Source organism: Cellulomonas biazotea, assembly GCF_004306155.1.
Classification (GTDB): Bacteria; Actinomycetota; Actinomycetes; order Actinomycetales; family Cellulomonadaceae; genus Cellulomonas; species Cellulomonas biazotea.
Genome location: NZ_BIMR01000165.1, coordinates 1 through 22,163 on the forward strand (window position 1 = coordinate 1; position 22,163 = coordinate 22,163).

Consider the following 22,163-nt stretch of genomic DNA (forward strand, 5'->3'; position numbering starts at 1 on the left):
TCCTGGGTCTGCGCGGTCGGGCCGCGGGACGGGTCGCGGCCGGCGAGCTGCTGCCGCCGCCGGTGGTCGCCGCGGCCGGGGGCGTCGTGATCGGCGTCCTGCTCGTCGGCGCGCTCGCCGGGCCGCTCGCGCTGCGGCTCGTCACCGGCCAGGCGGCCGACCCCGTGGTCGAGCCGGCGTGGTGGGCGGTCGCTCCCGTCGCGCTCCTCGCGGTGACCGTGCTGGTGGTCGTCGCGGTCGAGTCGTCCGCCCGTCGTCGCGAGCGGCTCGGGCAGGTGCTCCGCGTCCGCTGACCCGGCGGCGTCCTAGGTCCCCACGGTCCGCGCGGTCGCGAAGAGGATGATCAGCAGCCCGCCGCCGACGATGTAGACGACGAGCCAGAGCAGGAACGACCGGTTCTCGAGCCAGTCGGCCAGCCGCCCGAGCAGCAGGACGATCCCGACGACGACGAGAACGCCGATGACGAGCTCCACGGCACACCTCCGCGTCGAGACGGCGACACCCGCGAGCGGGCTGACGTCGGGAAGGAGTGCGCGCGCTGGCGCGGTGATACCGGCCGCCGCGTCCACCGGCGGTGTGCGGACTCACGCCGCCGTGGCCGCTCCGCCGTCGTGTCCCGACTGCTCGCGGTTGCGGCGCAGGACCTCGAGCTCCGCACTGACGACGCCGAGGACGAACAGGTCGACGAGCAGCCCCCAGCTCGCGTCCCACGCGGAGAGCCGGAACAGGAAGAACTGGGTGACGAGCAGGCTGACGAGCACGGCACGCCGGAACCACCGGTACCCCTCGACGGCGTCGCGCCGGACCTGGACCAGCCCGACGACGGCGAACGCAGCACCCACGAGCCCGCTGACCACGGCGCCGGCGGCGACCCACCACAGTCCCCCGAGGTCGCCCCACGCGAGCAGCCCGCGGGTCACCGAGACGGCCGCCGTGGCGACGAGCAGGACGACGGCGAGCCACGGCACGAACCGCGCGCGGACCAGCAGGTGCAGCGCGCGCACGGCCCCGCGGGAGACCGCCTCGACGACGTCGGGCAGCTCGTCGTGGTCGTCGACGACCGAGCGGAGCAGGGCCCGGGTCTCGGCGGTGCCGGGCACGTCGCCCGCCTCGGCCAGCCGCGCCTCCGCCCTGGCCCTCGCCGGGCCGGTGAAGCCGCCGACGACGCCGGCCACCGCCTCGTCCACGGCCCCCGCCAGCGACTCGCGGGGGTCGCGGGGGCGACGGCCGTGCAACGCCTCGGCGACCAGGCCCAGCGCGACGACGGTGGCGTAGATGATCGCGGCCGTCGGCTCGTAGAAGTAGTCGTTGTCGGCGGTGACGAACTTGCCCACCTCGTCGACGAACAGCCCGAAGCCGACGCCCCCGACGATCGCCCCGAGCGGGCGCAGGACCGGGCCCAGGAAGGACAGCAGCAGCACGAACGCCAGCGCCATGAGCAGTCCGCCCCACAGCACGTGCGCGACGTGCAGCCCGCCGCCGCCGAGCTGCGGGTAGCCGGACGCGGCCAGCAGCGCGCGCGTGACCAGCACCGTGAGCGCCGTGACGACGAGGAACGTGCCGAGGTGCCGGGTCGCGAGCGGGTCGCGCGGGAGCCCGAGCCGCAGCAGCAGGTGGACGGGGGACGCGGCGCCGCCCGGGAGTCGCTCGTGGCCGTCGCCGTCCCGCGGGCTCACGGCCGCCAGCTCGGTCCGGACGCCGGGACGGGGCCCGGGCCGACCGCTGCGACCAGAGGCGAGCGCGGGTCGTCGGTCACACCCGCATGGTCGCACCACGCCCACGACGGGTGCCGCCGGCTCGCCGACCGCCGCGTGCGCGTGCGTCCACGAGTGTGTCGCCGTGCGTTCACCCGCTGGTTGGACCGACGACATCGACGCGTGTCTAAATAGAGCCATGTCGAACCAAGCGCGGGACGTCACCGACCAGGAGCCCCGAGCATGACCACCACGTCGGGCGCCACGGAGACCTGCGCACCGTTGACCCCGCTCGCGAGCCGGGCCATGAGCGCGGCAGCGGCCGACGACGTCGCGCGCGCCCTCAAGGCGCTGGCCGACCCGCTGCGGCTGCGCGCCCTGTCGCTCATCTCGGCCAGCCCCACCGGCGAGGCCTGCGTGTGCGACATCAGCGAGCTCACGGACGTCTCCCAGCCGACCGTGTCGCACCACCTCAAGGTCCTCAAGGAGGTCGGGCTGCTCACGTCGGAGCGCCGCGGCACGTGGGTGTACTACCGCATCGTCCCGGCGCACCGCGGCGCGCTGCGGTCGCTGCTGGAGACGTTCGCGCCCGCGACGGTGGACCTCACCTCGCGCACCGCCCCGCCGCAGCCCGACGCCCAGCCCGTCGACCTCGACCCCCTGCTCGACCGCGTCGTGCGCGACCTCGCCGAGCGCTTCCCCGCCATCGAGCCCGACCGCGTCCGGGACGTCGTGCGCGACTCGTCGACCGCGCTGGCCCGCAGCGCCGGGGTCGACCGCCACCTCGTGGTGCTCACGGAGCGGTTCGCACGCCAGCGGCTCGAGGACCTCGCCCGGGCGGCGACGCGCGACGGTGTCCCCCACGTGCTGTTCGTGTGCGTCGCCAACGCCGGACGGTCGCAGCTCGCGGCGGCACTGCTGCACCGGTACGCCGGCGACGCCGTGGTGGTCCGGTCCGCCGGCTCCGCGCCGGCCTCCGACGTCCACGCTCACGTACGCACGGCACTCGACGACCTGGACGTCGGCGACGCTGTCTTCCCCAAGCCCCTGACCGACGACGCCGTCCGCGCGGCCGACGTCGTGGTCACGATGGGGTGCGGCGACGTCTGCCCCGTCTACCCCGGCATCCGGTACGAGGACTGGGCCGTCGGCGACCCCGCCCTCGCCTCGCCGGAAGGTGTCGACGCGATCCGCGCGGACATCGACGCCCACGTCCGCACCCTGCTGCGCGAGCTCCTGCCCGACCTCGCGCTGCCCTCCGCCTAGGCCCCCACCACCCGGTCCCCGCACCACCGCACCCGAGGAGCACCATGAGCACCACGACCGACAAGCCCAGCGTCCTGTTCGTCTGCGTCCACAACGCCGGCCGCTCGCAGATGGCGGCCGGGTTCCTCACCGCACTGTCCGGCGGCGCCGTCGAGGTCCGCTCGGCAGGATCGGCGCCCGCCGACCAGGTCAACCCCGTCGCCGTCGAGGCCATGGCGGAGGTCGGCATCGACATCCGCGCCGAGCAGCCCAAGGTCCTCACCACCGAGGCCGTCCAGGCGTCCGACGTCGTCGTCACCATGGGCTGCGGCGACGCATGCCCCTTCTTCCCCGGCAAGCGCTACGAGGACTGGGTGCTCGAGGACCCGGCGGGCCAGGGCATCGAGTCGGTCCGCCCGATCCGTGACGAGATCCGCGGGCGCATCGAGACGTTGCTCGGCGAGCTCGGCGTCACCCCCGTCGCGGTCTGAGCGGGGACGCCGCGTCGCTCTCCGCCCCTGGGTCGGGACGACACGACCCCGGGCGCGACCGCGGCCTACCGCACGGACGGGCCCCCGTCGGAGGCGACCTGTGCCGCCTCACGCCGCCGCCGGTGCGGCGGCCGTTCCTCGGCTACGGCAGGTCGCCGCTGCGGCCGTGCGGGACGCCCGTGGCGAGGCCGAGCGGCACGACCCCCGTGCCGCCGGACGTCGAGCAGCACGCACCGGCGGGCGCCCGGTCGTCGAGGAGGTCGCCCGTCGTGCACACCCCGGTCTCGGGCAGCTCGAGCCGCACCTCGTCGGCGGCGTCACGGTCGCCCGCGAGGGCCGCCGCGACCGACCGGACCTGCTCGTAGCCCGTGGCGAGCAGGAACGTCGGGGCGCGCCCGTAGCTCTTCATGCCCACCAGGTAGAAGCCGGCGTCGGGGTGCGCCAGGACGCGCTCGCCGTGGGGCGGGACCGTGCCGCACGAGTGCAGGTTCGGGTCGATGAGCGGGGCCAGCGCGCGGGGTGCCTCGACCACCGGGTCCAGGTCGAGCCTGACCTCGCGGAGCAGGTCGAGGTCGGGGCGGAACCCCGTCGCGTCGACGACCGCGTCCACGTCGAGGGCGGTCGGCTCGCCCCGCACTGCGGCGTGCACGCGCAGGCGGTCGCCGACCGGCTCCAGGCGGACGACCGCGACCCGGGTCAGCAGCGTCAGGGCGCCCGCGTCGACGGCCTCGCGCAGGCGGGTGCCGAGCAGCCCGCGGGCCGGGAGCTCGTCGGCCGCACCACCGCCGAAGAGGCGCCTCGGGGACCCACCGCGGACCGCCCACGTGATCGTGGTGCCGGGCTCCTGCCGCGCGAGCTCGGCGAGCGCGAGCAGGCTGTTCGCGGCCGAGTGGCCCATGCCGACCACGAGCGTGTGCCGGCCGGCGAAGCGTGCCCGGTCGGCACCGAGGACGTCGGGCAGCGGCCCGGTGAGCCACGCCGCGGCGGTGTCCTCGCCGAGAGCCGGCAGGCCTCCCCCGCCGACGGGGTTGCGCCGGCCGTACGTCCCGGACGCGTCGAGGACGGCTGCGGCGAGGACGTCGACGACCTCGCCCGCCGACTCCGTGCGCACCCGGTAGGGGCGGCGCTCCCGGCCGAGCGACTGCGTGCGGTCCGCGCCGTCCCGGGTGACGCCGACGACCCGCACCCCGGTCCGGACGTGCTCGGCCAGCGGGGTCGTCGTCGCCAGCGGCACCAGGTACTGCTCGACGAGCTCGCGGCCGGTCGGCAGCGCGTCGGCGTCGGGCTCCGTCCAGCCGGTGGGCTCGAGGAGCCGACGGGCCGCGGCGTCGACGGCGTAGCGCCACGGCGAGAACAGCCGGACGTGGCCCCACGACGCGACGGCGGCACCGACGGTGTCGCCCTGCTCGAGCACGAGCGGTTCGAGGCCGCGCTCGCGCAGGTGGGCGGCGGCGGCGAGGCCGACCGGACCGGCGCCGATGACGACGACCGGGAGGTCGGGGTGCTGGGTGGTCATGGTGTCCTTCTTCTCGGGTCCCGGGCGGGGTCAGGCGGTGCAGCAGACGACGCCGGCGACGGGTGCGGGCTGCGGGCCGAGCACGGACCGGACCGCGCGGCGGGCCCGCTCGTGCAGGCGCCGGTCCAGGTCGGCGCGCTCCTGGTGGTAGAGGTCGAGGTACAGCTCGGGGTGCATCAGTGCTCCTGGGGCTTGCGGGCGCGCACGACGGCACCGTGCATGCCGTCGGCGACCTCGTGGGTGAAGGTGACCTCGGCGTCGGCGAAGCCGGCGGCGGCGAGCCCGTCGAGGTACTCGGTGCGGCTCAGCGCGCCGGCGATGCAGCCGACGTAGGAGCCGCGCTCCGCGCGCTGCTCGGGGCTCAGCCGGTCCTCGGCGACGACGTCGGAGATGCCGACCCGGCCGCCGGGCGTCAGGACGCGGAAGACCTCGGACAGGACTGCCGTCTTGTCGGGCGAGAGGTTGACGACGCAGTTGGAGATGACGACGTCGACGGACGCGTCGTCGAACGGCAGGTCCTCGATCGTGCCCTTGCGGAACTCGACGTTCGCCGCCCCGGCCTTCTCCGCGTTCGACCGGGCGAGGGCGAGCATCTCGTCGGTCATGTCGACGCCGTACGCGAAGCCGGTCGAGCCCACGCGCCGCGCCGAGAGCAGGACGTCGATGCCGCCGCCCGAGCCGAGGTCGAGCACGCGCTCCCCCGCGCGCAGCTCGGCGACCGCGAGGGGGTTGCCGCAGCCGAGGGACGCCAGGCGCGCCTCGTCGGGCAGCCCGACGAGGTCCTGGGCGTCGTAGAGCGCCTCGCCGAACCGCTCGTCGATCGGCTCGGCCGCGCCGCAGCTCCCACCGCAGCACCCGTCGGTCGCGGTCTGCGTCGCCGCCAGCGCGTAGCGCTCCCGGACCTGCTCACGGATGTCGCTCATGACCGCCTCCTAGGCATCGATGGTTGTCGATAGTTGCCGACGGGGCGATCATGGACCCGTCCATCCACGGGTGTCAATATCGACTTTCGTCAATGTCTGCTCCATGATGGGGACATGACCGTCAACCTGCTGCCCGTGGTCGCCACCGGCGGTGCGTGCTGCACCCCGCTCACGAGCGACGCCATCACCGAGGACGACGCCGCTCGGCTCGCGCGCACGCTCAAGGCGCTCGCCGACCCCGCGCGACTGCGGCTGCTGTCGCTGATCGCGGCCCACGAGGGCGCCGAGGCGTGCGTCTGCGACCTGACCGAGCCGGTCGGGCTCAGCCAGCCGACCGTGTCGCACCACCTCAAGCAGCTCGTCGAGGCCGGCCTCGTCACGCGGGACAAGCGGGGCGTGTGGGCGTACTACTCGCTCGTGCCGGGCGCGCTGGAGCAGGTCACCCAGCACCTCACGGCGCACCTGACGCCCGCGAGCGCGGCGTGAGCACCGCGGGCGGGGCGAGCGGAGCGAGCGGCGTGGTCGGGGTCGCCGTGCGGGCGATGACGCGCGACGACTGGGCGGACGTCGCGCGGATCTACGCCGACGGGATCGCCACGGGGCACGCCACGTTCGCGGCCGAGGCGCCGGGGTGGGAGCAGTTCGACGCGGGCCGTCTCGCCGAGCACCGCTGGGTCGCCGTCGACGACGCGGGCACGGTCCTGGGCTGGGTCGCGGTCTCCCCCGTGTCCGACCGCTGCGTGTACGCGGGGGTGGTCGAGGTCTCGGTGTACGTCGACGGTGGCGCGCAGGGCCGCGGGGTCGGGCGGGCGCTGCTCGACGCCCTCGGCGCGAGCGCGCGCGCCGCCGACGTGTGGACGCTGCAGGCGGGCGTCTTCCCGGAGAACACGGCCAGCCTCGCGCTGCATGCGGCAGCGGGCTTCCGCACGGTGGGCACGCGGGAGCGGCTCGGGCTGATGTCGCACGGCCCCCTGGCGGGCCAGTGGCGGGACGTCGTGCTGCTGGAGAAGCGGCTGTAGGTCCGCCGCCGCGCGGGGCACGGCCGACGGCGCGCCCCCTCGTGCGCCGCGGTGCGGCGGGTCGAGCACGACGGAGGGCCGTCACCGGTCGACCCGGGACGGCCCTCTCGTGGTGCGCTGCCCGAGGGCGAGCGCGTCGACGGCGGCGGTTCGCCGTCAGGCAATGACGGCGAGGCCGCCGTCCAGGCGATGCGCTCGCTCGCGGCCGTCGGACGGGACGGTGAGGGAGTCGAAGGTCTCGAAGCTCAGCGGGTTGGGCTGGGACGTCGTGCGGGCCGCCTCCCCCGGCCACGCCGCGAGCCCAGGTCGATCGGTTTTGCCTGACCCTAAGAGTAAGGGTTGCACGTTTGGTCCGGGTCGTGTCAGGGTGACCGCGATCACAGGCCCGTGCAGCGAGGCTGCCGCACGGGTCGCGGACGGACCGAGGCGCGACGACGCACCTCAGATCGGAGTCCCCATGAGAGCAACGATCCGCACGGCGGCCCTGACGGCCGCCGCCCTCGTCACGGTCGGGCTGGCAGCACCCGCCGTCGCCTCCCCCGCCGTCGGGCCCGCCGGCACGGGCGAGTTCCGCGGCGTGAACTGGGCCGACCCACGCGACAACTACGCCGACGACGAGGTCGTCCCCTCAGGCCTGAGCACGGCCGACGACTACCGGACCACCTACGCCAAGGCGTCGGCGATCGTCCAGGAGTTCCGCCACGAGGTGCGGGCCAACACCGTCCGGCTGCCGATCAACCCCTCGAGCGTCGGGACCGCGTGGTGGGACTCGTACCGGGGAGCGATCGACGCGGCGACCCGGCACGGCTTCAAGGTGATCCTCAGCTACTGGGAGGCCGACGACGCCAAGGACGGCCGCGTCGACGACCCGGCCGCGTTCGACGCCATGTGGGACACCGTCGTCGACCGGTACGCGAAGAACCCGAAGGTCTACTTCGAGATCATGAACGAGCCCTTCGGCTACTCGCTCGACGAGTGGGTCGGCCTCAGCGCCGACTGGCTCGCCGACCACGACGAGGTGCGACGCTCGCGCGTCATCGTCTCCGGCACCGGCTACAACGACGACGTCACCGGCGTCGGCGCCGCGCGCGAGCTGGACGGGACGCTGCTGTCCCTGCACTTCTACGGCTTCTGGGCGAACCACACGACCGAGGAGGAGTGGAAGGCGAACCTGCTGCCGCGCCTGGGCGACGTCGGCTGGCGCACGGTCGTCACCGAGGCCGGCTCCCCCATGACCACCGGGCTCAACTACGGCAACCACACGGGCGACGTCTCGACCGCCTACCTGGGCGCCCTGACCGAGGTCGCCCGCGACCAGGGCATCGGCATCGTGTACTGGCCGGGCCTGCGCACCGGTGACTCCTACACCCTCACGGAGGAGGTCGCCCCGGGCGACCTCGAGGTCACCAACGCGTCCGGCCTCGCCCAGATCCAGTGGGGCTGGCGGCTGCTCAAGAAGGAGCAGCTCAACGACCTGCCGCCCGCACCGCCCGGCGAGCCGCTCGTCAGCGTGCACCACAGCGGCGGCGACGACGTCTGCCTCGACGTGCCCGGCGCGTCCACTGCCGCGGGGACCGTCCTGGGGCTCTGGTGGTGCAACGGCGGGGGCAACCAGTCGTTCGACGCCACCGCGGCCGGCGAGCTGCGGATCTACGGCGACATGTGCGTCGCGCCGCAGGGTGGCACGCCCGTCGTCGGAGCCGGCGTCGTGATCGTCGACTGCACCGGCGGCGCCGAGCAGCGCTGGACCGTCGCGGCCGACGGCTCGATCGCGAGCGCCGCCGCACCGACGCTCTGCCTCGCGACCCCCGCGGACTCGTGGGGCGCGGCGCTCGCGACCTGCGAGCCCGGCGCGACGACCCAGCAGTGGACGCGCGCGGCCTGACCTGCTCGAGGACGACGGCCGTCACGGGGGCTCCCCGGGGCGGCCGTCGTCTCGTCGTGACCCGGTCTCCTGGCGCGGGCGCCGAGACGAGGAGCCTCGGTACAGTGCCGGGAGGGGTGCCTGCCGGAGGGAGGCGACCGTGCGAGCGCACCGCGTCGTGACGCCGCGTCCACAGGTCGAGCGCGGCCCCGACCGCCCCGGGCGGGAGCCGCACCGCCCCGGACTCGCCCGCCTCGTCCGCGCGCACCCCACACCCGCGTCAGTCGTCGCACTCCAGCGGGTCGCCGGGAACCGGGCCACGCGACAGGCGCTGCGCGGCACCCGACGGTCCCCCGGCGTGCCCGTCGTGCAGCGCGCCGCGTACGGGCTCGACCTGCAGCCGAGCCAGGACGCCTACGTGGACCACGCGGTGCGGCTGTGGAAGACGCAGCCGGGCATGCTGCTCACCGACTTCGTCGACGCCACCATGACGACGATCGCACGCGAGCTCAAGGCCAGCGTGCCCTTCTTCGCGTGGACGTTCGTCTCGAGCGGGGGCGCGTCCGGGATCTTCGACTCCGAGATCTGGAAGGTCAAGGTCAACGTGTCGAAGTTCAGCGCCCGTAAGCCCCCCAAGAAGCTCCAGGACCTCAACCCGGCCGAGGTCACCGAGATCGTCGGCACGCTCTACCACGAGTCCCGTCACGCCGACCAGGACGTCGTCATCATCCGGTCGCTGCTCGACCAGAGGCAGAGCCCGAAGCAGATCCACGCCACCACCAGGATCCGCCGCGACGTCATCGACGCGGTGAAGGCGAAGAAGTACGCCGTGCCCCTCGACGCGGACCAGGTCGCGCACGCCGGGCGCATGTTCGACGTCATGTACGGCACGCACAAGGAGCTCCTGACGTTCCTCGTCCAGCACTCGGCGGCGTTCGCCGGGCTGGACGCGCTGAGCGGGCAGGGCTCGTCGCTGACCGCCGCGGCGCCCCACGTCCGGACGTTCACGACCTGGCACACGCGCGTGCTGCAGCCCAAGCTCACGCGGATGGCGGCCGCGACGAACCTCACGACCGTCGAGAAGGCGCTCCTGCAGCGGCTCCAGTCGGTCGACACCGAGCTCACGGCGTTCCTCACCGCGTGGAAGAAGGTCGCCGGGAAGTCCAGGCCCGCGGCGTCGGACGTCGACGACGTCCGCGTGCTCGCCGGGGACGCCCGGGACGCGGTCGACGAGGCCTACGCCCACCTGGAGGGCGAGGTCGACGCGTTCCGGGTCGAGGCCAAGGTCAAGGGGGCGTTCTCCGCGAAGATCGCCACGCCGTAGCCCTGCGGCTCAGGGACCGTCCACGACCGCGAGCGCCTCCCGCTGCTCGACGACGTCCGGGACGACGGCCGGGGCGGGCGGCGCGTGCAGCCACCGTGCGGCCGACACGGCGGCAGCGAGCGCGAGCAGGGTCGCGCAGAACGCGAGCGCGACGACGAACGACCGTGCCGTCGTCACGGTGCCGGCCCCGCTGCCCCAGAACAGCAGCCCGGTCGCGACGGCGACGCAGAACGTCGCGGACAGCCGCTGCGTGAGCTGCAGGAACGACGCCGCGACGCCGTGCAGGCCCGCCGGGGCGAAGCCGAGGGTCACGGCGCGCAGCGGCGGCTCGACGAGACCGCTCGCGACGCCGAGCACGGCCTCGACGACCGCGACGGCGACGAGCAGCCGGGCGCCGTCGGCGAGGCTGCCCGCGACCGCGAGCGCCGCGACGGCGAGCGCCTGGACGAGCAGCGCGACGGTGACGGTCCGCGGTCCGCGGCGGGCGAAGACGCGCGCGGCGAGGGTCGACCCGGCGATGCGGCTGAGGGCCGCGGGCACGAGCACGACCGCGACGGCGAGCCCCGACATGCCGGCGCCCTGGAGCAGGTGGAGCGTGAGGACCGTGCCGTGCCCGACGAGCGCGCCGAACCACAGCAGGGCGACGACGTTGCCGGTGACGAAGCCGGCCTGCCGCACGAGCGCGGGCGCGAACAGGGCGAGCCGCCCGCGCGCCGTGTACCGCACCTCCCACCGCACGAGCGCGGCGCCGAGCAGCAGGACGGCGGCGCCGATCCCGACGGTCGCGGCGGGCGGCAGTCCGGGGTCGACGACCGGCAGGGTGACCAGGACGGTCACGGCGGCCAGCAGGACGGTCCCGGGCAGGTCGAGGTCGGGACGTCGCCGCGGGCCGTCGGCGCCGGGCAGGACCCGCAGGGCGAGGGTGAGCGTGGCGAGCGCGAAGGGCACGTGGAGCAGCAGGACGACGCGCCACGCCCACGCCTCCGGCAGCAGCGCGAGGGTCGCGCCGGCGGCGAGCGGTCCGACGAGGGCGGCGGCCGCGCCCGCGCTGGTGTAGGCGGCGAGCGCGCGCACGCGTCGGGGGCCGGTGAACCGGTCCTGCACGATGCCGAGGACCTGCGCGCTGGTCAGCCCGGCACCGAACCCCTGCACGACGCGTCCCGCGACGACCCACCAGACGTCGGGGGCGCCCGCGGAGGCGAGGGCCCCGACGACGAAGACGAGCAGGCCGGTGACGAACAGGCCGCGCCGGCCGAACGCGTCACCGAGGCGGCCGCCGGGGACGAGGCCGAGCGCGAACGTCAGCGAGTACGACGCGAGCAGCCACTGGACCTGCCCGGTGTCGGCGTCGAGGGCGGCGGTGAGGCTGGGGACGGCGAGGTTGAGGACCGCGTGGTCGAGCAGCGTCGCGAACCCGGCGCCGAGGCAGCACAGCAGCGCGAGGCGCGCGTGGCGGTCGGCGGGCGCGGTGGGCGGGTCGGGCCGGGCGGTGGTGGCGGGGTGGGGCATGACGACCTTCCGTGCGCGGGGATGCGCACGTTAGGGACGTCGCCGGTCCGGCGCCACGTCCGGGTGGATCGGTTCACGATCCGGACGGCCGGGGCCCCGCTCTGGTGGTCGGGGCGCGGGTGAGGTCCGGGCCGCGGTCAGGACGGTGGTCGGGGCGGTGGTCAGGGCGGTCGTCAGGGCAGCGCGTCGGCCGGCTGGTAGAAGTTCCGCTCCCAGCGGTGCCGCCGGACGACCGCGCGCTGCTCCGGGCTGAGTCGGCGTCCGTCGCTCGTGGCGGCGTTGCGCTCGACGTTGCGGACCGTGCGCATCCCGGCGATGACGGTCGAGACCGCGGGCTGGTCGAGGACGTACCGCAGGGCGGTGTCCGCCAGGTCGTCGGTGTCGATGCCGAGGTCGCGGACCAGCGCGTCGACGTGCTGCTCGACCTGCGCGGGCCGGTCGCCGCCGAAGTAGGTGTTCCGGAAGTCGCCCGCGGGGAAGGTCGACCCGGCGGTGATGCGGCCGGTCAGCCCGCCCTCGTCGAGGGCGACGCGCACGATGACGCCGACACCGTGCTCGGTGCACGCGGGCAGCAGGTGCTCCTCGGGCTGCTGGTGCCACGCGTTGTGGATCACCTGGACGGTGTCGACCGTCCCGCTGCGGACGAGCGCGAGCGCGTTCTCGGGCTGGTAGTCGTTGACCGACACCCCGAAGAAGCGGATCTTGCCCTCCTGGCGCAGGTCCGTGATGGTCTCGAGCCAGTCCCCGCGCCCGACCCACTCGTCGCTCCACACGTGGAACTGCAGGACGTCGAAGGCCTCCAGGCCCGACGCCGCGAGGCTCCTCTCGAGGCTGCGGCGGATGTGCTCGCCGGGGAACGTCTCGTCCGGGTGCAGCCCGTCGGGTGCGGGCCAGACGCCGTTCTTCGGCGGGACCTTGGTGGCGACGTGCACGTCGGGGTGGTCGCGCAGGACGCTCCCGACGATCCGCTCGCTCTCGCCGTACCCGCGCGCGGTGTCGACGAAGTTCACACCGAGCTCGATGGCGCGGTGCAGGGCGGCGACGGACTCGTCCTCCTGGGCGCCGACCCACTGCGACGCGCCGATGCCCCACGCGCCGTAGCCGATCTCGGACACGGTCAGGCCGGTCGTCCCCAGCGGTCGGTACTCCATGCGGGCTCCTCGTCACGTGCGTCGTGGCCCGCTCGGGGCCGGACGGCCGCCGTCGGGCGGGCCGGGTCCAGCCTCGCCCCGGTGCGCCCGACGCGCGAGCGGACCGCGCTCAGGCGTCCCAGCGGACGACGACCGGCGCCCGGAGCCCGGGCAGGGGCATCGAGGTCGCCTCGCGCTCGACCGCGGCGCGGGACGCCGCCGTGAGCGCGACCCACGTCCGGACGGTCACCTTCTCCTCGGCGCGGCGCCACCAGCCGACGACGTCGCCGTCGACGAGGACGGCGCCGGGCCACACGCGCGACGTCCACAGCTCGGCCCGCCGCCCGGGGTCGGGCACGAGCAGCTCGCGGTCACGGCCCTGCAGCAGGAAGAACGCGTCGCCGCTCGGGAGCAGCCGGGCGGCGGCCGTCGGTCCCGCGGGCGCGCGCAGCGTGGCCTCGTCGTCCGCGAGCACCCACGCGTCGCCGACCGGGGTGCGCACCGGGACGAGCTCGTCCCGCAGGGACGCGAACGCCGGGACCGCGGAACGTGCCCGCAGCCCCGCCCAGTCGCCGAACCCGTCGGCCGTCCCGGGTCCGAGCACGTGCAGGTACCGGCGCGCGAGCTCGCGCCGCGCCTGCGCCGGGTCGACGTCGGGCGCGGCCGTCGTGCGCAGCAGCGGTCGGCTCGCGCCGTCCCACCGGATCAGCACGCGCCCCGTCGTCGCGGCGTACCGGAACTGGTTCGGGTGCACGCCGAGCGCACGCCCGGCCGCGTTGGCGGACTCCTCGCGTCCGTCGAGGAACGCCTCGAGCCGGACCGCGACGTCGGCCGCGAACCGCCGACGGTCGTCGTCCGCCGGTGTCCGCGCGACCGTGAAGACCGCGCGGTCCTCGACGGGCACGACGTACGTGCTGAAGCGCGGGCCCCACACCTGGACCAGACCGGGGTCGTCGAGGGCGGCCGACGACGTCGCGTCGACACGCGCGTGCAGCTGCAGGAGCGCGGCCCGCGGCACGCTGTCGGTCAGCCCGGCCCACGCGGCCCGGCGCAGCGACGCAGGCCCGGCCGGCCGCCGCTCGTCGAGGGCGCCTGTCCTTCGCCGGAAGGCGAGCACCTGCTCGCGTCCCACCGTCATCGGCACCGTCATGCGCCCGTCCCCGTCCCCCGCGCACCCGGGCGCTCCCGTCCGACCGCCCGTGTCGACTCTACGGGCGGCACACTCGGGGCATGGGAACCCCGACGTCGTGGGTGCTGCACGTCGACCTCGACCAGTTCGTCGCGGCCGTCGAGGTGCTGCGCCGCCCCGAGCTCGCCGGCAGGCCGGTGGTGGTCGGCGGGCGGGGCGACCCGACCGAGCGGGGCGTCGTGTCGACGGCGTCCTACGAGGCCCGCGCGTTCGGCGTCCGCTCCGGGATGCCGCTGCGGATCGCGGCCCGCAAGCTGCCCGACGCGGTGTTCCTGCCGGTCGACGCGCCCGAGTACGAGGCCGTGTCCGAGCAGGTGATGGCGACGCTGCGCTCGCTCGACGTCGTCGTCGAGGTGCTCGGGTGGGACGAGGCGTTCCTCGGCGCCCGCACGGACGACCCCGAGGCCCTGGCCCGCCGTGCGCAGGAGGCGGTGCTGCGGGAGACACGGCTGCACTGCTCGGTCGGCATCGGGGACACCAAGGTGCGCGCGAAGATCGCGACCGAGCACGGCAAGCCCGCGGGCGTCTTCCGGCTGACCGCGCAGAACTGGTCGGAGGTCATGGGCGCACGCCCCACGATCGACCTGTGGGGCGTGGGGACCAAGGTCTCCAAGCGCCTCACGACGCTCGGGATCGCGACGGTCGACGAGCTCGCGGCCGCACCGGTCGAGGCGCTGGTCGCGGAGTTCGGGCCGCGCATGGGCGTCTGGTACCACGAGCTCGGGCAAGGGCTCGGCCCGGTGACCGTGGACGACACCCCGTGGGTCCCGCGCGGGCACAGCCGCGAGACGACGTTCCAGCAGAACCTCACGACGCCCGAGCAGGCCCGCGACGCGGTCCGCGCCCTCGCCGAGCAGGTCGTCGCCGACGCGGAGGCCGACGGGCGGCCCGTCGTCCGCGTCGCGCTCAAGGTGCGCTACGCGCCGTTCGTCACCACGACCAGCAGCCGCAAGCTGCCCGAGCCCACCCGGGACCCCGCCGTCGTCGTCGCCGCGATCCTGGACCTGGCCGAGAAGATCGAGGACCGCGAGATCCGCCTGCTCGGCGTGCGGGCGGAGATGGCGATGCCCGAGGACACCCCGCCCGGCGACCGGACACCGGTGCGCGGCCGCCTCTGACCGCCGCAGCCGAACCGACGCCCGCCCCGGGCTTCTCAGGACCGGGAGTCGCGCCAGGCCACCCACTGCTCGACGAGCGACAGGTCGTAGTCGGGACCCGACACACCGACGGTGAACAGCGTCACCCCGGCCTCGACCAGGGCGTCCGCGACCTCGGCGGGCGGCTTGCCGACACCGACGCTGCGCTCGACGAGCGCCGCGGTGTCGCGGCCGACCGCGACGCCGTGCTCGTCGAGGATCGCGCTCTTGCGGACGAGCGTGTCCAGGTCGCCGAACGAGTGCCACGCGTCGGCATGCTCCGCGACGACCCGCAGCGTCTTGCGCTCGCCACCACCACCGATGAGCACCGGGATGTCCCGGGTGGGGACCGGGTTCGACGCGGCCCACCGGCTCTTGATGCGCGGCAGCGCGTCCGCCAGGTCCGCGATGCGCGAGCCCGCCGTGCCGAACTCGTAGCCGAACTGGTCGTAGTCCTTCTCGAACCAGCCGGCCCCGATGCCCAGGATCAGCCGGCCGCCGCTGATGTGGTCGACCGTGCGGGCCATGTCGGCCAGGAGCTCGGGATTCCGGTACGAGTTGCACGTGACGAGGGCGCCGATCTCGACCCGGCTCGTCTGCTCGGCCCACGCGCCGAGCATCGTCCAGCACTCGAAGTGCTTGCCGTCGGGGTCGCCCGACAGCGGGAAGAAGTGGTCCCAGTTGAAGATCACGTCCACGCCGGCGTCCTCGGCGCGGCGGACCGCGTCCCGGATCTGCGGGTAGTCGGCGTGCTGCGGCTGGAGCTGGACGGCGATGCGCACGGGGCGGGTCATGCGGCCACGCTACGTCGCGGTCGCGCGTACCGGCGCGGCGGACGGGCTCCTCAGGTGGGCGCGACGACCTCGACCGGTGTCGCGGCGGTCTCCACCCCCGCGGACGACACGACCCGCAGGTCGTGCGGACCGAGCGCGAGCCCGGCGAGCGCGTCGGGCGCCCGGAAGCGCACGACGGTGTTCGTGAAGTCCGGCTTCGCGACCTCGATGGTCTGCGCGAGCCCCGAGACCTGCACGGTGACGATGCGGTCGTCGACCGTGCCGTTGGGGTCGAAGTGGTCCCCGAGGACCGTGACGACCGTGCCCGCCGTCACCGCGCGCGGCGTGACCGACGTGATGGTGGGCGCGTTGCGCTGCGCGATCTTGTTCCCGACGTAGGTCGCGGCGGTCAGGCTCGTCAGGGCCAGCAGGACGTCCGGCAGCGCGGGCAGCACCCCGGTGCGCAAGACCGCGACCAGCACGTACACCTGCGCGACGAGGTTGAGCAGCAGGTACTGCGCGTCGACGAGGTCGCCGCCGCCGCTGTCGTCCGTCGCGACCTGGCTGAGCGTCGTGCGGCTCGGCTCGGACTTCTGCAGCGTGCCGTTCGCGAGCTTGGACGTGACCACGCCCTTCGACACGATCGCGGCCGCGAACGGCCCGCCCAGCAGCAGCAGGTACTCGTCCCAGCGGTCCGACGGGAGCACGGCCGCGAGGGGCGCCCCCGCGACGACCGACCGGAACAGCAGGTACGCGAGGACGGTCGCGACCAGCACGGTCCACAGGCCGATCTGCGTGAGGGACGTCGAGAAGCGGTGGTCCGCGCCGACGAGCGGCCGGAACACCCCGTACCGCTTGCCGCGCAGGTCCAGCACGTGCAGCAGCAAGAGCCCGACGCCGACCGACAGGAACGTCAGCGCGAGGACGGCGGCGTCGCGGGCGCGCGCCTCCTGCCCGCGGACGACGAACGCCACGAGCGCGGACACGGCGGCGGCCAGCAGGAAGCCGAGGACGATCCACCGGCTCGCGGTCCGGATGCCCGGCGTCGCGTCGGGCAGGTCCTCGCGGGCCGCGAGCGGGACGGTCGTCGCGGCGCCCGTGGTGGCCACGAGCGTGGGGGCCGGGCTCGCCAGCGGCTGGTTGACGGCCATCACGCTCTCCGATCCGTCGGTTCAGTGCTGCGTCGGGCCCGCGCCGAGCAGGCGGGTGAGACGCCGCAGGTCGTCGCGGTGCCGGTCGGTCGCCGCCGGGTACTCCAGGCACCACAGGAGCTGGTGCACGAGCGCGCGCCGGTCGTCGGCGTCCTCCTGGCCCGGCATGTCGTCCCAGAACGCCATCCGGGCGGCGTCCGCGTCGGCCGGGCCCGACCACGCCTTGTCCCAGTCGACGACCGCGGCGAGCGCCCAGCCGTCGCCCGACCGGCGCACCAGCACGTTGCCGTGGTGCAGGTCGTCGTGCACGAGCACCGCGTCCGTCCGGTCGAACAGCGCGGACTCCCGGTCGAGGACGCGGGCGGCGAGGCGCGCGTGCGCCGGGTCGGCGATGCGCAGCCGGGCGTGCTCCCGGAGCGCGTCGAGCTCGTCCAGCCGGGGGTCGTCGAGCGACCCGAAGCCCGCGAACGGGACGCGGCGCAGGCGGCGCACGACGTCCTCGAGGGCGGCGTGCACCGCGGCGACGTCGGCGTCGTCGAGCGACGCGCGAGCCTCGCGCCACGGGATGCCGTCGACGTGCTCGGTGACCAGGCACGTCCAGCCCGGCCCGCGCACCGCCCGCACGACCGTCGGGACGGGAACACCCGCCTGGTGCGCGAGGTGCTGGGCCCGCGCGGTGCGCGTGAGGTCGAGCCGGTGGCTGTCGTGCTCGCCGACGACCTTGACTACGAACCGCCCGGCCCCCGAGCGCACCCACCACGCGCGCGCTCCCCCGTTGCCCGACACCTCCCGCTCCACGACGCGGTGCGCGCCGATCGCGTCGTCGAGGACGTCCGCGAGCGCGGGCGGCAACGGGGTGGGCGCGCTCATCGCGGTCGTGGGTTCGCTGCGGGCCCGGTCACGGTGCTCAGGCGGCGGGCCGCGCCTCGCGTGCGCGCGCGGGGCTGACGGCCTCCTCTGGGGTGAGGGTCACGGTGACGGCCCGGCGGCGGCGCATGAGCAGCTTGTCGAGCTCGGCGACGACGGGCAGGGCGAGCGCGAGCCCGATCGAGGCGAGCCACTGCGTGCCGGTGAGCGACTGGGTGGTGAGCCAGCCCTGCAGGAAGTCGAGCTCGGTGGCGAGGATCATGAGCAGGACGGGCAGGGACAGCACCTTGACGGCGGACAGGACGGGTGGCAGCAGCCCGGACTCGGGCTCGCGGCGCAGGACGAGGCCGGAGAGCGTGGAGCCGAGGCCCATGACGACGAACGCCATGGTCATCGCGGCGCTGGGTTCCGTCGGGGACAGCTGGTCCTCGCCGGCGACGAGCGGGACGGCCGTCGCGGCGCACAGGACGAGCCCGTAGAGGATCCAGCGGCCGATCGCGTGCCGGTTGCCGATGCCCTGCTTCGGGTCGCGCGGCGGGCGGCTCATGATCTCGGGGCCGACGGGGTCGAGCATGATCGCGACGACGGGCGCGACGCAGACGAAGAAGTTGAGGAACAGCACCATCATCGGTGTGAGCGCGACGCCGCCGTTGAGGTCGGCGATGGTCGCGAGCAGGAACAGCACGACGAGGCCGATGAGCTGGCTCATCTGGAACCGGATGTACGCGGTGATCTTCTGGTAGATGCTGCGGCCGAGCTCGACGGCGTGCACGAGCGTGGAGAAGTTGTCGTCGGTGAGGACGAGGCGCGCCGCCTGCTTGGTGACCTCGCTGCCCGACCCCATGGCGACGCCGATGTCGGCCTGCTTGATCGCGGCGGCGTCGTTGACGGCGTCGCCGGTCATGGCGACGACGAGCCCTTGGCTCTGCATGAGCTGGACGAGGCGCAGCTTGTCCTCCGGGGTGACGCGGCCGAAGACGTGCAGGTCGGGCAGGCGGTCGAGGAGCTCCTCGTCGGTCATGCGCGCGAGCTCGGCGCCGCTGATCGCGCCGGGCGGCAGGCCGAGGTCGGTGCCGATCGCGGACGCGGTGACGGCGTGGTCGCCGGTGATCATGCGGACGTCGATCCCGGCGCGGTGCGCGATCTCGACGGAGATCTTCGCCGACGGCCGCAGCGGGTCCATGATCCCGACCATGCCGACGAACACGAGCCGCTCGACGTAGGACATCGGGTCGGCGACGATCCCGGCCTCGTCGGCGGGCTCCAGGATGCGCACGGCGAACGCGAGGGTCCGCAGGCCGGTCTGCGCGAGGCGCTCCTGCTCGGCGTCGATCGCGGCGCGCAGGACGTCGATGTCGACGAACTGCCCCGGCGCGGCGAGCGCGTGCGTGCACCGTTGCAGGACCACGTCGGGGCCGCCCTTGACGACCTCGACGAGCGACCGGGTGCCGCGCCACGGCATCCAGTGCGCGGTGGCCATGAACTTGTACGCCGAGTCGAACGGCACCTCGGCGACGCGCGGGTACGTCTGGCGGCTCTCGGCGGCGTCGACGCCGAGCTTCGCGGCGAGCACGACGAGCGCGGCCTCCGTCGGGTCGCCGACGACGTCGCCCGCGTCGGACACGAGGGCGTCGCTCGCGAGGCACAGCCCGTACGCGAGCGGTGTGAGGTCGGGGACCTCGGCACCGGCGGGCGCGAGGATGCGGCCGGTCTTGGCGTAGCCGGCACCCTCGACGGTGTAGTGCTGGCCGCCCAGCCACAGGGCGGTGACGGTCATCTGGTTGAGGGTCAGCGTCCCGGTCTTGTCCGAGTTGATCGCGCTGGTCGCGCCGAGCGTCTCGACGTCGCTGAGGTTCGCGACGATGGCCTTCGCGGCGGCGAGCTGCTTGGCGCCGTAGGCGAGCATCGCCTGCACGAACGTCGGCAGGCCGGTGGGGATCGCGGAGATCGCGACGGCGGTCGCGAGGAACAGCAGGTCGCTCAGCGGGTCGCCGCGCAGCAGGCCGATGACGACGATGAGCGCGACCGCCGACCACGCGATCGCGCCGAGGACCTTCGTGAGGGAGTCGAGCTCGCGCTGCAGGGGCGACTTCGTCTTCTCGACCGACGACAGCAACGTCGCGATGTGCCCGATCTGGGTCGTCATGCCCGTGGAGGTGACGAGCAGCGTCCCGGTGCCGCGCGTCACCGCCGTGTTCTGGAAGACCATGTTGGCGCGGTCGCCGAGCGGGACGTCCTCGTCGGCGAGGGTCGTGGTCGCCTTGCCGATCGGGGCGCTCTCCCCCGTCAGCGCGGCCTCCTGGGTCTCCATGGTGGCCGTGCGGGCGAGCCGGCCGTCCGCGGGCACGATGTCGCCGGCCTCGAGCTCGACGACGTCGCCCGGCACGAGGTCGTGCGCAGGGACCAGCGACACCGCGCCGTCGCGCAGCACGCGGCTCATCGGCTCCTGCATCGTGGCGAGCGCGTCCACGCTCTTGCGGGCCTGCATCTCCTGCCGCGTGCCGATCACGACGTTGACCAGGACGAGGAACCCGACGATCGCCGCGGTCGACCCCTGCCCGATCGCGATGCTCACCACGGCGACCGCGACGAGCATGAGGTTCATCGGGTCGCGGAGCTGCCCGAGCAGCACCGACCACACCGACGGCGGCGCCTGCGCGGTGAGGGTGTTGGGCCCGTACTGGCGCTGCCGCAGGCCCACCTCGGCGGACGTCAGGCCGGTCGACGCGCGCGTGCCGAGGGCCCGTTCGACCTCCTCGGTGGTGAGCGCCCACCACCGCGTCTCGTCGCCGGACGTGCCGGGCGCCGCCGGCGCCTGAGTCGTCTGTGCCACGACCACCCCTCCAGGTCCTGCCCGGTGCGCCCCGGGCCGTGGTGCCTGGGCTGCACCGCCACGCTAGGACGGGGCGTCCGGGGCCACCTCACTCGTTGCAGGTGATGCGGGCGCGCACGGGCCGGGGTGCACACTGCGGGTGTGGCGGCGGACGAGGACCCGCAGCGGCGGGCACAGGCGGTGCGCGCGCTCTCGCACGCGCAGCAGCACCGGCGGCGCGCCTCGCACCTCTACGGGCTCGTGATCTCCGGCTCCGTGCTCGCGGCGGCGCCCGACGAGTTCGGGCTCGTGCGGCTCGGGATCGCCCTGGTCGGGACGCTGCTCGTGTACTGGGCGGCCGAGTCGTACGCGCACTGGATCGCGCTGCGCTCGCTGCAGGGCCGGGCGCTGCGCGGCCACGAGCGGGTCGAGGTGCTCGTCGACGGCCTGCCGCTCGTCGCGGCGTGCCTCGTCCCCGTCGTCGTGCTGCTCGTCGAGGCGCTCCTCGGCGTCGAGACGTCGTGGGGCGTCCGGATCGCGCTCGGCGTCAACGTGGCGCTGCTCGTCGTCGTGGGCTGGAACATGGCCGGCGAGGGCGGCATCGTCGGACGCCGCCGGGTCCTCGCGGCCGCCACGACCGGGCTGCTCGGTCTCGCGATGGTCGGTCTCAAGCTCGGTCTGCACCACTGACCGGTGCGCGAGGCGGCACGCGAGCCGCCACGCGCGCCGGGCCGCGGAGCGCACCGTGCGGCCCGCGCGCACCACCCCGTGGCCGCGGGTCAGGGCAGCAGGCCGAGCTCACGTCCCCGGTGCACCGCCCCGCGCCGCGAGCCCACGTCGAGCTTGCGGAACAGCGCCTTGAGGTGCGCCTTGACCGTGTTGACCGACACGAACAGCTCGTCGGCGATCTCCGCGTTGCTCTGCATCGTGGCGAGCGCGGTGAGGATCGCGAGCTCGCGGTCCGTGAGCGGCGCCACGAGCGGCGACGGCTCGACGACGACCGGACGACGGACCAGCAGCGAGCGGACCCGCACCGCCAGCGGGTCGTCGCGACGGGCCGTGACCCGCTCGACGGGCTGCCGCACGACGGGCGGCGCGGCCCGCACGAACGGCAGGACGACGCCCTCGTCGTCCGCCTCGGCGAGGGCCTCGCGGACGAGCGACTCGGCCCGCCCGGCGTCGTGACCGGCCTCGGCGGCGCCGGCGGCCACGAGCAGCGCCTCGACCCGGGTGAGGACGTCCAGGTCCGCGTCGTCGTCGAGGACCCGCTGCGCGTCCTCGTCGGCCGCGGACGTCTGGTGCGCCGCGAGGGACGTGCGCGCACGGCACACGCGCCGGACGTCGGCCGTCGGCCGACCGGGCACGACCGGGACGTCGAGCGCCTCGTCGCGCAGCAGCGCGTGCACGCGCAGGTCCGTCACCGCGCGGGCGAGCAGGTCGGCGGCGACCGGCGGCAGGTCGACCGGCGGTGCGGCACGCACGGCGTCCAGCAGGGCCGCGGTCGCCGCGCGGGTCCGCCC

The 22,163-nt window shown here is 74.9% G+C and carries 22 protein-coding genes; 9 read left to right on the forward strand and 13 right to left on the reverse strand.

Annotation, left to right across the window (positions count from 1 at the left end):
* The coding region (locus CBZ_RS20875) for a hypothetical protein (protein ID WP_373862167.1) at positions 1-293 on the forward strand (293 nt) is incomplete at its 5' end.
* Positions 294-305: 12 nt separating this feature from the next.
* Here the strand turns inward: CBZ_RS20875 and CBZ_RS20880 are convergent.
* Positions 306-473: a hypothetical protein gene (locus tag CBZ_RS20880; RefSeq protein ID WP_165446742.1), complete on the reverse strand. Its 168-nt coding sequence runs from the start codon at positions 471-473 to the stop codon at positions 306-308.
* Positions 474-584: 111 nt separating this feature from the next.
* On the reverse strand, positions 585-1,676 hold the full coding sequence (locus tag CBZ_RS11250; RefSeq protein ID WP_130781635.1) for a hypothetical protein: 1,092 nt from the start codon (positions 1,674-1,676) through the stop codon (positions 585-587).
* A 261-nt stretch (positions 1,677-1,937) separates the two neighbouring features.
* Between CBZ_RS11250 and CBZ_RS11255 the strand changes: the two genes are divergently transcribed.
* Both CBZ_RS11255 and CBZ_RS11260 read left to right on the forward strand, forming a co-directional pair.
* Positions 1,938-2,960 (forward strand): metalloregulator ArsR/SmtB family transcription factor, encoded by a 1,023-nt coding sequence (locus tag CBZ_RS11255; protein WP_130781636.1) that lies wholly within the window; start codon positions 1,938-1,940, stop codon positions 2,958-2,960.
* Positions 2,961-3,004: 44 nt separating this feature from the next.
* The gene (locus CBZ_RS11260) at positions 3,005-3,430 is read left to right on the forward strand and encodes an arsenate reductase ArsC (RefSeq protein WP_130781637.1); all 426 of its coding nucleotides are present in this window, start codon (positions 3,005-3,007) and stop codon (positions 3,428-3,430) included.
* Between the two features lie 142 nt (positions 3,431-3,572).
* Here CBZ_RS11260 and CBZ_RS11265 read toward each other — a convergent pair whose 3' ends face one another.
* The 3 genes from CBZ_RS11265 to arsM are packed head-to-tail and all read right to left on the reverse strand — an operon-like array spanning position 3,573 to position 5,869.
* Complete coding sequence (locus tag CBZ_RS11265; RefSeq protein ID WP_130781638.1) at positions 3,573-4,946, reverse strand: FAD-dependent oxidoreductase; 1,374 nt, start codon at positions 4,944-4,946, stop codon at positions 3,573-3,575.
* Positions 4,947-4,976: 30 nt separating this feature from the next.
* The gene (locus CBZ_RS20885; RefSeq protein WP_165446743.1) at positions 4,977-5,123 is read right to left on the reverse strand and encodes a hypothetical protein; all 147 of its coding nucleotides are present in this window, start codon (positions 5,121-5,123) and stop codon (positions 4,977-4,979) included.
* Positions 5,123-5,869 carry an arsenite methyltransferase gene (arsM, locus tag CBZ_RS11270; RefSeq protein WP_130781639.1) on the reverse strand — a complete coding sequence of 249 codons (747 nt, stop codon included), beginning with the start codon at positions 5,867-5,869 and terminating at the stop codon, positions 5,123-5,125. Before arsM ends, CBZ_RS20885 begins: the two co-directional genes overlap by 1 nt.
* Positions 5,870-5,983: 114 nt before the next feature.
* Here arsM and CBZ_RS11275 point away from each other — a divergent pair, with 114 nt between their 5' ends.
* The 4 genes from CBZ_RS11275 to CBZ_RS20890 all read left to right on the forward strand — a co-directional run bounded on the left by CBZ_RS11275 (position 5,984) and on the right by CBZ_RS20890 (position 10,076).
* Positions 5,984-6,355: an ArsR/SmtB family transcription factor gene (locus tag CBZ_RS11275; RefSeq protein ID WP_130781640.1), complete on the forward strand. Its 372-nt coding sequence runs from the start codon at positions 5,984-5,986 to the stop codon at positions 6,353-6,355.
* A gap of 56 nt (positions 6,356-6,411) precedes the next feature.
* Positions 6,412-6,888 carry a GNAT family N-acetyltransferase gene (locus CBZ_RS11280; RefSeq protein ID WP_130781651.1) on the forward strand — a complete coding sequence of 159 codons (477 nt, stop codon included), beginning with the start codon at positions 6,412-6,414 and terminating at the stop codon, positions 6,886-6,888.
* A gap of 457 nt (positions 6,889-7,345) precedes the next feature.
* On the forward strand, positions 7,346-8,773 hold the full coding sequence (locus tag CBZ_RS11285; RefSeq protein WP_130781641.1) for a ricin-type beta-trefoil lectin domain protein: 1,428 nt from the start codon (positions 7,346-7,348) through the stop codon (positions 8,771-8,773).
* Between the two features lie 337 nt (positions 8,774-9,110).
* Positions 9,111-10,076 carry a hypothetical protein gene (locus tag CBZ_RS20890; RefSeq protein ID WP_165446744.1) on the forward strand — a complete coding sequence of 322 codons (966 nt, stop codon included), beginning with the start codon at positions 9,111-9,113 and terminating at the stop codon, positions 10,074-10,076.
* A gap of 9 nt (positions 10,077-10,085) precedes the next feature.
* Here CBZ_RS20890 and CBZ_RS11295 read toward each other — a convergent pair whose 3' ends face one another.
* From CBZ_RS11295 to CBZ_RS11305, 3 genes are all read right to left on the reverse strand, one after another.
* Positions 10,086-11,585, reverse strand: coding sequence for an MFS transporter (locus tag CBZ_RS11295; protein ID WP_130781642.1), 1,500 nt, complete (start codon positions 11,583-11,585; stop codon positions 10,086-10,088).
* A gap of 173 nt (positions 11,586-11,758) precedes the next feature.
* Positions 11,759-12,736, reverse strand: coding sequence for an aldo/keto reductase (locus CBZ_RS11300; protein WP_130781643.1), 978 nt, complete (start codon positions 12,734-12,736; stop codon positions 11,759-11,761).
* A 109-nt stretch (positions 12,737-12,845) separates the two neighbouring features.
* Positions 12,846-13,865, reverse strand: coding sequence for a DNA glycosylase AlkZ-like family protein (locus CBZ_RS11305; protein WP_130781644.1), 1,020 nt, complete (start codon positions 13,863-13,865; stop codon positions 12,846-12,848).
* Positions 13,866-13,945: 80 nt separating this feature from the next.
* On the opposite strand from CBZ_RS11305, the gene CBZ_RS11310 reads away from it, so the two are divergent.
* Positions 13,946-15,022, forward strand: coding sequence for a DNA polymerase IV (locus CBZ_RS11310; RefSeq protein WP_130781645.1), 1,077 nt, complete (start codon positions 13,946-13,948; stop codon positions 15,020-15,022).
* Positions 15,023-15,057: 35 nt separating this feature from the next.
* On the opposite strand, the gene CBZ_RS11315 is transcribed toward CBZ_RS11310, so the two are convergent.
* From CBZ_RS11315 to CBZ_RS11330, 4 genes are read right to left on the reverse strand one after another with little or no spacing between them, the layout of a single operon-like run.
* Positions 15,058-15,834, reverse strand: a complete 777-nt coding sequence (locus CBZ_RS11315) for an LLM class F420-dependent oxidoreductase (RefSeq protein ID WP_130781646.1) — start codon at positions 15,832-15,834, stop codon at positions 15,058-15,060.
* Positions 15,835-15,884: 50 nt separating this feature from the next.
* On the reverse strand, positions 15,885-16,964 hold the full coding sequence (locus CBZ_RS11320) for an IPT/TIG domain-containing protein (RefSeq protein ID WP_130781647.1): 1,080 nt from the start codon (positions 16,962-16,964) through the stop codon (positions 15,885-15,887).
* 21 nt (positions 16,965-16,985) lie between these two features.
* On the reverse strand, positions 16,986-17,834 hold the full coding sequence (locus CBZ_RS11325) for a phosphotransferase family protein (protein ID WP_130781648.1): 849 nt from the start codon (positions 17,832-17,834) through the stop codon (positions 16,986-16,988).
* Between the two features lie 37 nt (positions 17,835-17,871).
* A complete protein-coding gene (locus CBZ_RS11330; protein ID WP_130781649.1) occupies positions 17,872-20,664 on the reverse strand; it encodes a cation-translocating P-type ATPase in 2,793 nt (930 codons plus the stop codon).
* Between the two features lie 141 nt (positions 20,665-20,805).
* Here CBZ_RS11330 and CBZ_RS11335 point away from each other — a divergent pair, with 141 nt between their 5' ends.
* The gene (locus CBZ_RS11335) at positions 20,806-21,333 is read left to right on the forward strand and encodes a hypothetical protein (RefSeq protein WP_246013292.1); all 528 of its coding nucleotides are present in this window, start codon (positions 20,806-20,808) and stop codon (positions 21,331-21,333) included.
* Between the two features lie 89 nt (positions 21,334-21,422).
* Here CBZ_RS11335 and CBZ_RS21415 read toward each other — a convergent pair.
* A partial coding sequence (locus CBZ_RS21415) for a helix-turn-helix transcriptional regulator (RefSeq protein WP_176587344.1) occupies positions 21,423-22,163 on the reverse strand: 741 nt, incomplete at its 5' end.

What these genes read in the sequence shown, in the direction of transcription:
- CBZ_RS11255 (WP_130781636.1), top strand. Translation starts at nt 1,938, where the DNA reads ATGACCACCACGTCGGGCGCCACGGAGACCTGCGCACCGTTGACCCCG.
- CBZ_RS11260 (WP_130781637.1), top strand. Translation starts at nt 3,005, where the DNA reads ATGAGCACCACGACCGACAAGCCCAGCGTCCTGTTCGTCTGCGTCCAC.
- CBZ_RS11265 (WP_130781638.1), bottom strand. Translation starts at nt 4,946, where the DNA reads ATGACCACCCAGCACCCCGACCTCCCGGTCGTCGTCATCGGCGCCGGT.
- CBZ_RS20885 (WP_165446743.1), bottom strand. Translation starts at nt 5,123, where the DNA reads ATGCACCCCGAGCTGTACCTCGACCTCTACCACCAGGAGCGCGCCGAC.
- arsM (WP_130781639.1), bottom strand. Translation starts at nt 5,869, where the DNA reads ATGAGCGACATCCGTGAGCAGGTCCGGGAGCGCTACGCGCTGGCGGCG.
- CBZ_RS11275 (WP_130781640.1), top strand. Translation starts at nt 5,984, where the DNA reads ATGACCGTCAACCTGCTGCCCGTGGTCGCCACCGGCGGTGCGTGCTGC.
- CBZ_RS11280 (WP_130781651.1), top strand. Translation starts at nt 6,412, where the DNA reads ATGACGCGCGACGACTGGGCGGACGTCGCGCGGATCTACGCCGACGGG.
- CBZ_RS11285 (WP_130781641.1), top strand. Translation starts at nt 7,346, where the DNA reads ATGAGAGCAACGATCCGCACGGCGGCCCTGACGGCCGCCGCCCTCGTC.
- CBZ_RS11295 (WP_130781642.1), bottom strand. Translation starts at nt 11,585, where the DNA reads ATGCCCCACCCCGCCACCACCGCCCGGCCCGACCCGCCCACCGCGCCC.
- CBZ_RS11300 (WP_130781643.1), bottom strand. Translation starts at nt 12,736, where the DNA reads ATGGAGTACCGACCGCTGGGGACGACCGGCCTGACCGTGTCCGAGATC.
- CBZ_RS11305 (WP_130781644.1), bottom strand. Translation starts at nt 13,865, where the DNA reads ATGACGGTGCCGATGACGGTGGGACGCGAGCAGGTGCTCGCCTTCCGG.
- CBZ_RS11310 (WP_130781645.1), top strand. Translation starts at nt 13,946, where the DNA reads ATGGGAACCCCGACGTCGTGGGTGCTGCACGTCGACCTCGACCAGTTC.
- CBZ_RS11315 (WP_130781646.1), bottom strand. Translation starts at nt 15,834, where the DNA reads ATGACCCGCCCCGTGCGCATCGCCGTCCAGCTCCAGCCGCAGCACGCC.
- CBZ_RS11320 (WP_130781647.1), bottom strand. Translation starts at nt 16,964, where the DNA reads ATGGCCGTCAACCAGCCGCTGGCGAGCCCGGCCCCCACGCTCGTGGCC.
- CBZ_RS11325 (WP_130781648.1), bottom strand. Translation starts at nt 17,834, where the DNA reads ATGAGCGCGCCCACCCCGTTGCCGCCCGCGCTCGCGGACGTCCTCGAC.